Raw genomic sequence first — 10,394 nt, 5'->3', positions numbered from 1 at the left:
AATAGAAGGCCTTCCCGATTGGGAAGGCCTTTTTGCTATGGTCGATTTGCCCGTTGGCCACAGCCTTGCACGCCAGAATAGACATCAAAGCCCGGTTATCAGACCGGGCTTTGGCATTTTCAGCATCCTGAAGCCACTAAACAGTGGCTCTTGCCTGAGGGAGGGCACTGGCAGGCCTGCTATTCCCTCCTTTTGGTGTGTAATCGTGGTCGTTTTTCGGGTGATTCGCAACCCTTGGTACTGGATTACTCGCGGCCACCCATCACTGGGCTACAGTCCCGCAGGGAAGGGCCATATTGACCACTCCCTCCTCCATCTGGACATCAATGGTAAAGCCGAGTCGCCTGGCGAGGGTTACCATGCCGCGATTGCTCGGCATGGTCATGCCGGAGAGCTGGTCGATCCCCTGTTCGCTGGCGTAGCGGATGATCTTTTCCATCATCAGCTTGCCGAGTTTTAACCTCTCTCCTTCAGTTCAGAGAGCAGTGGGGGTAGAAAACAGAGTGTTTAAGTGGTGAATTACAGTGAGGCGGCATATGAAGCGCCATGAAAGATAAAGTGATGGGATATAGAGAAGGGATAACAACAAAAAAGCCCACGCAACTTGCGTTGCATGGGCTCGGAATAAATGGCGGAGGAGGTGGGATTTGAACCCACGGATGGTCGCCCATCGCCGGTTTTCAAGACCGGTGCATTCAGCCGCTCTGCCACCCCTCCGCAGCAGTGCGGCGAATATTACCACGCTGATCAGGGTTGTAAATCCCCGGCTGGTTCGATTGCTGGTTAATTGCACGAAATGACCGATTAAATGGGCAAACTGGTTGGAATGAGTGCTTTTTTGGCCTGATTGCTTGACTTGAAAAGAGAGTCCACCACTATAGTGGCCTCCATCATATCCTCTGCAAGATAACATTATGACTATTAAAAATGCCCTGTTTTGCGCTCTGGCGGGCGTAACCTTGCTGGCATCGCCGGTGCAGGCGAGCGAGCTGACCAAGAGTGATGTCGAGCAGATCGTTCGTGACTATCTGGTCAAGAACCCCGAGATCCTGGTCGAGATGTCCAATGCCCTGCGTGCCAAGCAGGAGAGTCAGCAGGCCGAGAGCGATAAGGCGCTGATCAAGGCCCATGCCCAGCAGCTTTATGGCAACAAGGATCCCGAAATGGGCAATCCGAAGGGGTCGCTGACGATTGTCGAGTTCTTCGATTACAACTGCGGTTACTGCAAGCGGGCACATCCGCTGGTCGAGCAGCTGATGGCTGAGGACAAGAATATTCGCTACATCTACAAGCAGTTCCCGATCCTGAGCGAAACCTCCTATTTCGCCGCGCGTGCCGCACTGGCCGTTCAGTTGGGTCAGCCCGACAAGTACCAGGCTTTCCATGAGAAGCTCTATGCCCATCAGGGCCCGCTCTCCGATGAAGCGCAGGTCAAGAAGGTGGCAGAAGAGGCCGGTGTTAACTGGAGCAAGGTAGAGGCCAAGATCAAGGATGGCAGCATCGATCAGAATCTGGGCACCAACCGGGCTCTGGCTGAAGCGCTCGGAATTTCCGGTACGCCCGCCTTTATCATCGGTGACCAGATCCTGCGTGGTGCACCACGGGATTTAGCAAGCCTGAAGAGCTTTATCAAGGATGTGCGTGCTGGCAAAAGCATTCAGTAACGTGCTTGTATCCTGACGGAATAAAAAGAGGGTCGGTATTGCTACCGGCCCTCTTTTCTTTATGTCCCGAGTCACAGGTGGTCGTCGCGAAAGGACCATAACAACGTGCGCAGGACTCGACCTTTCGGTCTCAGTAACAAGTATTAGCAGAGTCGTTCGACTTCCATTCGTATTTATTTAAGCGTCCTGCAGTCGCTTGTGAGAGTTGCTTAATTCAGGTCAGGATTTTTTCTGCTGCCTGCCTTAGAATCGCGTCCCTTGCAGGAGAAAACCCCTATGTTAGTTGATATTTTGCGGCTTGTTTTTATAGCTGGCGGTTTGGTATTCATCTTTATGCTGGTACAAGCGTGCTGGCAAAAACGATGCAACGGGACTTTTGAGTCCACCCCCTTCTGGCCGGTGGCGCTAATCGGCGGTGTTGCCAACTTTCTCGATACCCTGGGGGTTGGCAGCTTTGCGGTCAAAACAGCCTGCTACAAGCAGTTCAAGCTAATCGATGATCGTCTGTTGCCGGGGACTCTCAACGGCCAGTGTGTGTTGCCGACAGTGACTCAGTCGCTGATCTTTGTCGGCGCAGTAGCGGTGGAGCCGCTGACGCTGATCAGCATGATGATTGCTGCCGCAGCCGGTGCTGCCTGGGGGGCTCGTCACGTCGCCTCGTTTGATCGTCAGACCATCCGGCTGGTGATGGCAGTCTCCCTGCTGGTCGTTGCCGGACTGATTTTTGCCGGCCTGCTCGGCCTCTTCCCGGTCGGTGGCGAGGCCATGGGGCTCAGTGGCTACAAGCTGGTGATCGCCCTGATCGGCAACTTTATCTTCGGTGTCCTGATGAATGTGGGGATCGGTCTGTTCGCTCCCTGCATGACGCTAGTCTATCTGCTCGGGATGAACCCGCTGGCGGCGTTCCCCATCATGATGGGATCTACCGCGGTACTTAGCGTCTTCTCTGCAGGCACCTTTATCCGCAAGGGGGCATTTGATGCCAAGGCGGTGCTGGCGGTTGCCATCTTTGGCCCCATTGGTGTGGTGCTGGCAGCCATGCTGGTCAAGTCGATGGATATGGCGATGCTGAAGTGGCTGGTTGCCTTTATCGTCATCTATACCTCCTGGACCATGTACGCCTCCTGGCGGGCTGCTCGTCGCCCCAGTGTGCAACTGGCTGCGGATATCGCTGGTTAGCCTGCACCAGTGCCGCTTCCGCTCTGGCCCCGAGAAAGACATAGAGTCCGAGGGCCAGCAGCAATCCCACCGCACACCCCATCACCCCAATCGCAGGCCAGAGCAGCTCGCTCTGGCCGAGCGACCCTTTGAATAGCAGCAACAACCCTTCGATAGAGACCGCGATCAGGATGGCGGCGATAAAGCGGGTGATGGTGCGTCTTATGGCGCTGTGGCGGAAGATATCCTTATGCAGCAGCACCTCCTCCTCCAGAATGGTTTTGCCCAGATCGAATACCGCCAGTGCCAGCGTCAGAAAGATAATGGCGCTGAGTGCCCCCAGTCGGTTCTGCTGCGCCCCGCATAGCAGCAGATAGAGCTGTTCCAGTCCGTGCCAGATGAGCGTCGCAACGATAAGGAACAGCGCCATGCTGAGTACCACGTAGATGGCCTTGAACCAGGGCATGGCGCGGCGCCGCTCTCTGTCTCCCATCAGCCAGGCGATCAGTTGGTTGAGGCAGAGGGTCAGCTCTCGTCCCTCTCCACGAGCGATCAGGTGCAAGCGGTTCTGCGTGCTTGGACGTGGCGACAGGATGCAAGTCGGCCCCTGATAGCGGTCGATGCTGATGATAAAGGGGTACTCCTTGAGCGCTGCGAGAGGTGCGCCGAGCAAACCATGGATCAGTGGTGTCAGCTCGACCTGATACTCCTGATAACGTCGCAATATATCGATGGGGCTCATCTCTGCCATATGGACCTCGGTGACGTGGGCTCCTGTAGCGGATGTGCAAATAGTGGGCCCGATATATGACAGGCTGAGCGGGAGCATTTGCACCAGAGGGTGGCAAATAAGCGGGAAAGGAGGTCGGGGTGCACCAGAAGCGGGCGTAGATTGCAGATATGGAAAAGGGCCCGTGACGGGCCCTTTGGCGACAAGCAGCGGCGATTTAACCGGCCAGCTTGGCGAAGCTGCGCTCGGCGGCGGCCAGAGTGTGTTCAATCTCCTTGTCGCCGTGAGCCAGCGACAGGAAGCCTGCCTCGTAGGCGCTCGGCGCCAGATAGACGCCCTCTTCGAGCATCAGGTGATAGAAGCGCTTGAAGCGTTCCATATCGCAGCGAGTGACCTGCTCGTAGCGGGTGATTTCGGGCTCCTCGGTGAAGAAGAAGCCGAACATACCACCCACATAGTTGATGGCGAGCGGGATGCCGTGTTTGGCGGCGGCGGCTTTCAGCCCTTCTGCAACACGGGCAGTCTTGGCGCTCAGCTGCTCATAGAGACCCGGCTCCAGCAGCAGATCCAGCATGGTGAGGCCGGCAGCCATGGCCACCGGGTTGCCGGAGAGAGTACCAGCCTGATAGATGGGGCCGGTCGGGGCGATGTGCTGCATCACCTTCTTCTTGCCGCCGAAGGCGCCGACCGGCATGCCGGCACCGATGATCTTGCCGAGGGTGGTGAGATCCGGGTCGATGTTGTAGTGGCCCTGGGCACCGCGCAGGGAGACGCGGAAGCCGGTCATCACCTCGTCCAGGATCAGCAGGGCGCCAAACTCGTCGCAGATGGCGCGCAGCCCCTCCAGGAAACCGGGTACCGGCGGGATGCAGTTCATGTTGCCAGCGACCGGCTCGACGATGATACAGGCGATCTCGCTGCCGTACTGGGCAAAGGCTTCGCGCACCGACGCCAGATCGTTGAAGACGCAGGTCAGGGTATGCTTGGCGAAATCGGCCGGTACGCCCGGGCTGTTGGGCTGACCCAGGGTCAGGGCGCCGGAGCCAGCCTTGACCAGCAGGGAGTCGGCGTGGCCGTGGTAGCAGCCTTCGAATTTGACGATCTTGTCGCGGCCGGTGTAGCCGCGGGCCAGCCGGATGGCGCTCATGGTCGCCTCGGTGCCGGAGTTGACCATCCGCACCTGCTCCATGGAGGGGACGATCTGACGCACTTTCTCGGCCATTAGCACTTCGATCTCGGTCGGCGCGCCGTAGCTCAACCCTTTTTCCACCGCCTTGATGACGGCGGCCTTGATGGCCGGGTGGTTGTGGCCCAGCAGCATGGGGCCCCAGGAACCGATGTAATCCACATAGGCCTGACCATCCACGTCATAGAGGTAGGCGCCATCGGCGTGATCGATGAAGCGGGGCGTACCGCCGACCCCATTGAAGGCGCGGACCGGTGAGTTGACGCCACCCGGAATGGTCTGGCGGGCCTGTTCAAACAGCTGATCTGATTTTGACATGGATCATCCTTAATGGGATTTTGGTCGTCACGCAGGAGAAAGCAGTCGATCGAGACTCGGCAGGTAGGGGCATCAGGAGTATGCTTTGCGCTCTCGCCACCCGGACTCTCGGTCTGCTCCCGTGACAAAAATTTAACGGGCCGACTATAGCAGAAAGCCCCAGCCCTGGGCAGCCGAGCAACGCGCCGGGTGATCCTGATCTCAGCTAGCTGAAGATATGGTGTTTCCAAGTTGGTGTAACAAGATGGCGCAACAAGCTCTCTCCTCTTCCGAACCGTCCGCCTCACCGCGCGGGCCGGTTTCCCGAATCATTCGGCAAGACAGGATGCCCTTGCTGGTTCTGCTGCTGGCGGCACTGGTCGGCACCCTGGCCGGACTGGTGTGCGGCCTGTTCGAGTCAGGCGTGCACTGGCTGGCAGAGCAGCGGCTCGCCCTGCTGGCTGATCGCCCATGGTGGCAGCTCGGCCTGCTTGGCTTTGGCTTCAGCGCCATGCTGGGGTGTATCGGCTACTTCCTGACCCATACTTTTGCCCCCGAGGCCGGTGGCTCCGGCATTCCCGAAATAGAGGGTGCGATGGAGGACCTGCGTCCGGTGCGGTGGTGGCGGGTGTTGCCGGTCAAGTTCTTCGGCGGGGTGTGTACCCTGAGCTCCGGCATGGTGTTGGGACGGGAAGGGCCTTCAGTGCAGATCGGCGGTAACCTCGGCAAGATGGTGGCGGATATCTTCCGGCTGCCCAAGGAGCATGGCCACGCCTTGCTGGCAGCCGGTGCGGCGGGCGGTCTGGCGGCGGCCTTCAATGCACCGCTGGCGGGGATCCTGTTCGTGATGGAGGAGATGCGGCCGCAGTTTCGCTACTCCTTCCTGGCCATCAAGGCGGTGGGGATCTCCGCCATCATGGCGACCCTGATGCTGCAAAACATGAAGGGGCAGGGGGCGGTGATCACCTTGCCTCATTACGATGCGCCAGCCCTCAAGGCGCTCTGGCTGTTCCTCTTTATGGGGGCCACCTTCGGCGTGCTGGGTTTTGTTTTCAACAAGCTGGTGCTGGCCTGTCAGGATGGCTATCTGGCGCTTCACCAGAACAAGCGCCACCGTTTCGTCGCCATCGGTATGCTGGTTGCCGGTACTTTCGGCGTGCTGTCGCTGTTTGCCCCCTCGGTAACGGGCGGCGGCACTGAGCTCATTCCGCATCTGATGGGGGGCGAGTATGCGATGGCGACCCTGTTCCTTATCTTCTCCATCCGTTTGGTAGCAACCCTCATCTGCTTCTGCTCCGGCGCGCCAGGCGGGGTGTTTGCGCCGACCTTGGCCCTCGGCACCCTGTTTGGCGTGGTGTTTGGTCATCTGTTCCATGCTGCTTTTCCGGAGCTTGGCATCGAGCCCGGTGCCTTTGCCATTGCCGGCATGGGAGCGCTGTTTGCCGCGACGGTGCGAGCGCCCATCACGGGTATCGTGCTGGTCACCGAGATGACCGACAACTACCAGCTGATCCTGCCGATGATGATCACCACCATGGGAGCCACTCTTGTGGCGCAAGCGCTGGGCGGTCGTCCTATCTATTCCCAGATCCTTGAGCGAACTTTACGGCTTGCCGCGCGTCAAAAGCGGGGTGATGGCAGTGTGGCCACCAGTTAATTTTCACCATCACCGCCTGTGGCTTCGGTTAGGGCGGTATAGTGAAAGGAGGTCGCAGTTGCCGCTGTGAGGCAAATAACGGGAAAGAGGGCTATGTCCAACCTATTGAAGTTATTGGTGGTGTTCGCAGTAGGTGGTCTGGCCGGTTATTTTGCCGGCAACCATCAGGATCTGGCGCAAAGCAGCTTGCTGGGGGTTCAGCAGGAGACGCTGGATCGCCAGAGCAATGCCATCAGCCAGCTCAAGACGGATCTCGGTCTCAAGGATACCCAGCTCGCCACCCAGCGAGCCGCCTTCGAGCAGCTGCAGACCACCCTGAAGAGTCAGGAGGCGCAGGTGCAGGAGCTCAAGCGCCAGTTGGCCTTTTTCGAGCGGATCATGCGCCCGACTGGCGAGCAGGTTGGGGTGGTAATCGACAACCTGACCCTGCAGGAGAGCAGCATTCCGGGTCGCTACCACTATCGACTGGCTTTGACCCAGCCCGCCAAGAAGCGCGAGCTGTTTCGCGGTCAGGTGCAGATCCGGGTTGAGGGGAGCCTTGGCGACAAGCCCAAAGTGTTGTCCGGGCGGGATCTGGGCATGAAGGTGAGCGAGTGGCGCTACTCCCTGCGCTATTTCCAGCTGCTGGAGGGAAACTGGCAACTGCCGGAAGGGTTTGTGCCGGATCGGATCCGGGTCACCATCAACAAGGATGGCCGGCAACCGGCGCAGGAGCTGCTGGTTGAGTGGGCCGATGCGCTTAAGCCGCTGGTCGCCGCACCGCCTGCTCCGGTGCCCGCTGCAGGTTAAACGTGGTGAATACTTGAACTGAATGGTCGGGTATTGGATAATTTCGCGGTTTCCATGTTTGTGGATCTAATGGTTGTGAGGTCAGTAATGAGTGCAGTAGCAGAAGCCCCGCTGCCCATCCAGATGACGGATGCGGCGGCCAACAAGGTGAAGAACCTGATCACCGAAGAAGAGAATCCGGAGCTCAAGCTGCGGGTCTACATCACGGGTGGGGGCTGCTCTGGTTTCCAGTATGGCTTTACCTTTGATGAGAAGATCAACGACGGCGATACCGTGGTCGAGAAGAATGGCGTCACCATGGTGATCGATCCGATGAGTCTCCAGTATCTGGTTGGCGGCAGTGTGGATTACACCGAGGGGCTGGAAGGTTCACGTTTTACCGTGACCAACCCCAATGCAACCACTACCTGTGGCTGTGGTTCCAGCTTCTCCATCTGATCGCTCCCGACGATCAGACGCAACGGCTCTCGGCAACGAGGGCCGTTTTTCCTTGTGCAGATGGTTGAGTGGAAATAAAAAGGCGCCGATGAGGCGCCTTTTTGATTGGTACAGTTAGCGGGAGCTTGCTGCCGCTACCAGTGGAACCCTGTTCACCGCCTTGCCCATGTAGGCGAGGGTGATGGTCACAATGATGCAGGTGAAGCTCAGCCACATGTAGGGGAGGTAGTCGAGGGTGGCCACACCCAGTACCCCGGCCATAAAGATGCCGTTGTCGCTCCAGGGCACCATGCCGCAGGTAAGGGTGCCGCCAAACTCGGCGTTGCGAGAGAGGTTCTTGCGTGCCAGTCCCAGCCGATCGTAGTTCTTGGCCATGATCTTTGGGGTCAGGATCAGCGATACATACATGGCGGAGCCGAACACGTTGGCCAGGAAAGCGGTGCCAATGGTGTGGGTTGTCAGGCTGCCGGCACTGTTGATGCGCTTCTCGAAGGCGCTGGCGATGACGGAGAGGATACCTACTTTCTCCAGCAGGCCGCCAAAGCCCAGACCGAAGATGATGACAGCGACCGAGCCCAGCATGGACTCCATACCGCCACGACCGAGGATGTTGTCGATGAAGTCGATGCCGGAGGTAATGGCAAACGGGCTGTAGGCAGAGTGCATCGCTTTCACCGGATCCATGTCCTGGAACAGGATGGCCCAGATCAGGCCAAGCAGGGCGCCGAAGCTGATCACCGGGAAGGCGGGCTTGCGGTTGGCCAGCAGGCCCAGCACCAGCACCACCGGCACGATGGCCAGCGGGGTGATGTTGAACTGCTTGTCGAGCGCTTCCATCACCAGATTGACCTGCTCCAGGCTGACGTTGCCCGAATACTGCATGCCGACCACGGTGAACAGCACGGCGGTAATGATGTAGGAGAGCAGGCTGATGGGCAGCATCCCCTTGATGTGCTCCACCACGTCGACGTTGGACATGGTGGATGCCAGCACGACGGAGTCGGAGAGCGGGGAGAGCTTGTCACCGAAATAGACGCCGGAGAGCACGGCACCGGCAACCAGAGGCGCAGGTACGCCGAGGCTGTGGCCAATCCCCATCATGGCGATACCGGCGGTGGCGGCCGACCCCCAGGAGGTGCCGGTGGCCAGCGAGGTCAGCGAGCAGATGATCAGGGTCGCAAGCAGGAAGATGGAAGGGTGAATCACCTTGAGGCCGAAGTAGATGATGCTGGGGACTATGCCACCAGCGATCCAGGTACCGACCAGTGCACCGACGGAGACCAGGATCAGGATGGCCCCCATCCCCTTGGATACCCCATCAACGGCGGCTTGCTCCAGGGACTTGTAGTCATGACCGAGCTTGATGCCAAGCCCCATGATGACGAACCAGGCGATGAACAGTGCCAGCTGGATAGGCAGATCGAGCACGCTGGTGAACGAGAATGCCAGAGCCAGAAAAATGGCCAGACAGGCAAACACCTGCGACATGCTCGGCAATCGGATGTGGTTGTGTTGGTTTTGCATAGATACTTCCTAAACTCTTGCTCGCCAAGGTTGGCTCCTCTCATCCTGTGGATACGCATATCCCGAGGGGCCAACCCAAAAAGAGGCCGCAATCTACCACAAAGTGGGAGGGTTAAAGCCTAACCAAATTGGCAAAATTGCACTTTTGATTGAAAAAATCACAGAATTGTTGATCTCGTAACCCGTTTTTGAGCGCTTTATTGGCATAAAAGCCTATTTTGAGTCTTGTGCTGGAGGAGGGTTGCATCTCTCACTTGTGAATATGATAATTATTATCATTATCTCTGTGGGGGAGGCAAAACATGAACTGGGTGGTGCGGGGAGTGGTGCTACTAACTGGACTGGTTGTGCTCGGATGGGGCCATGACAAAGAGTACGGCATCTGGAGTCTGGGATTTCTGCTGGCTGCCTGGATGATGCTTGAACCCAGATTGAAACCGGCACTGATCCTGTTGCCAGTGGCAGGGCTGACCGGCGTGGTGGCCCTGCTCTGGCAGCATACCGGCTAGTAGGCGTTATGCGTGTTTGACGGGAGCCTGCTTGATCTTCTGTTGGGCCTGCTTGAGCGATTCAACGACATTTTTCTCCATCTCGCTCCGTTTGGCATCGGTCAGGAAGTAGATCATGTCGACATCGTGGCGAATATAGTGGGAGGGGAGCTGGTTGAGGGTGAGGCAGCAGAGATCGGCCATCTGGTCGCTGCTGAGTTTTTGCTGCAGACCCTGCTTTTCAATCTCCTTGAGCACCAGATGCTCGTAGAAGTTGTGAATGTCGGTATCCAGTATCATATGCGTTCCTTGGCATGACGATGGGCGGTGAGTCGTCAAAAGCATAGCCATAACAAGGAGTAAAAACAAAAGGCCCGTCACTTTCGTGATGGGCCTTTTGCGTAATGAATGGTGCGAAGAGAGGGACTCGAACCCTCACATCCGTGGGACACTAACACCTGAA

General features: G+C 58.0%; 10 protein-coding genes, 1 tRNA gene and 1 pseudogene. 6 read left to right on the top strand and 6 right to left on the bottom strand.

What is annotated here, in order from left to right; translation table 11 throughout:
• Positions 1-262: 262 nt before the first annotated feature.
• Both AAHA39_RS20490 and AAHA39_RS20485 read right to left on the bottom strand, forming a co-directional pair.
• Positions 263-460 (bottom strand): annotated as a pseudogene (locus AAHA39_RS20490) (N-acetyltransferase family protein); the annotation flags it as partial.
• Positions 461-629: 169 nt separating this feature from the next.
• A tRNA-Ser gene (locus tag AAHA39_RS20485) sits at positions 630-717 on the bottom strand.
• Positions 718-914: 197 nt separating this feature from the next.
• On the opposite strand from AAHA39_RS20485, the gene AAHA39_RS20480 reads away from it, so the two are divergent.
• Both AAHA39_RS20480 and AAHA39_RS20475 read left to right on the top strand, forming a co-directional pair.
• Positions 915-1,664 (top strand): DsbA family protein, encoded by a 750-nt coding sequence (locus AAHA39_RS20480; RefSeq protein ID WP_320657004.1) that lies wholly within the window; start codon positions 915-917, stop codon positions 1,662-1,664.
• A 276-nt stretch (positions 1,665-1,940) separates the two neighbouring features.
• The gene (locus AAHA39_RS20475; RefSeq protein ID WP_042030304.1) at positions 1,941-2,843 is read left to right on the top strand and encodes a sulfite exporter TauE/SafE family protein; all 903 of its coding nucleotides are present in this window, start codon (positions 1,941-1,943) and stop codon (positions 2,841-2,843) included.
• Here AAHA39_RS20475 and AAHA39_RS20470 read toward each other — a convergent pair.
• Complete coding sequence (locus AAHA39_RS20470) at positions 2,758-3,573, bottom strand: hypothetical protein (protein WP_320657003.1); 816 nt, start codon at positions 3,571-3,573, stop codon at positions 2,758-2,760. The genes AAHA39_RS20475 and AAHA39_RS20470 overlap by 86 nt on opposite strands.
• A 196-nt stretch (positions 3,574-3,769) precedes the next feature.
• Entirely contained in the window at positions 3,770-5,056 is a 1,287-nt protein-coding gene (gene hemL / locus AAHA39_RS20465; protein WP_320657002.1) for a glutamate-1-semialdehyde 2,1-aminomutase, read from the bottom strand.
• Positions 5,057-5,300: 244 nt separating this feature from the next.
• Between hemL and clcA the strand changes: the two genes are divergently transcribed.
• The 3 genes from clcA (at position 5,301) to erpA (ending at position 7,919) form a co-directional block, all read left to right on the top strand.
• On the top strand, positions 5,301-6,692 hold the full coding sequence (gene clcA, locus AAHA39_RS20460; RefSeq protein ID WP_041210899.1) for a H(+)/Cl(-) exchange transporter ClcA: 1,392 nt from the start codon (positions 5,301-5,303) through the stop codon (positions 6,690-6,692).
• Between the two features lie 93 nt (positions 6,693-6,785).
• Positions 6,786-7,481 carry a DUF6776 family protein gene (locus tag AAHA39_RS20455; RefSeq protein WP_042030308.1) on the top strand — a complete coding sequence of 232 codons (696 nt, stop codon included), beginning with the start codon at positions 6,786-6,788 and terminating at the stop codon, positions 7,479-7,481.
• Positions 7,482-7,568: 87 nt separating this feature from the next.
• Entirely contained in the window at positions 7,569-7,919 is a 351-nt protein-coding gene (gene erpA / locus AAHA39_RS20450; RefSeq protein ID WP_005340225.1) for an iron-sulfur cluster insertion protein ErpA, read from the top strand.
• A 114-nt stretch (positions 7,920-8,033) separates the two neighbouring features.
• On the opposite strand, the gene nhaC is transcribed toward erpA, so the two are convergent.
• Positions 8,034-9,443, bottom strand: a complete 1,410-nt coding sequence (nhaC, locus tag AAHA39_RS20445) for a Na+/H+ antiporter NhaC (RefSeq protein ID WP_041210901.1) — start codon at positions 9,441-9,443, stop codon at positions 8,034-8,036.
• A 302-nt stretch (positions 9,444-9,745) separates the two neighbouring features.
• Between nhaC and AAHA39_RS20440 the strand changes: the two genes are divergently transcribed.
• Positions 9,746-9,952, top strand: a complete 207-nt coding sequence (locus AAHA39_RS20440) for a hypothetical protein (RefSeq protein ID WP_320657001.1) — start codon at positions 9,746-9,748, stop codon at positions 9,950-9,952.
• A gap of 6 nt (positions 9,953-9,958) precedes the next feature.
• On the opposite strand, the gene AAHA39_RS20435 is transcribed toward AAHA39_RS20440, so the two are convergent.
• Positions 9,959-10,231 carry a late competence development ComFB family protein gene (locus tag AAHA39_RS20435; protein ID WP_033113978.1) on the bottom strand — a complete coding sequence of 91 codons (273 nt, stop codon included), beginning with the start codon at positions 10,229-10,231 and terminating at the stop codon, positions 9,959-9,961.
• Positions 10,232-10,394: the final 163 nt, after the last annotated feature.

Source organism: Aeromonas sp. SE22 (assembly GCF_038739755.1).
In the GTDB taxonomy this organism is placed as follows: domain Bacteria; phylum Pseudomonadota; class Gammaproteobacteria; order Enterobacterales; family Aeromonadaceae; genus Aeromonas; species Aeromonas jandaei.
This window is presented reverse-complemented; position numbering and strand designations above follow the sequence as displayed.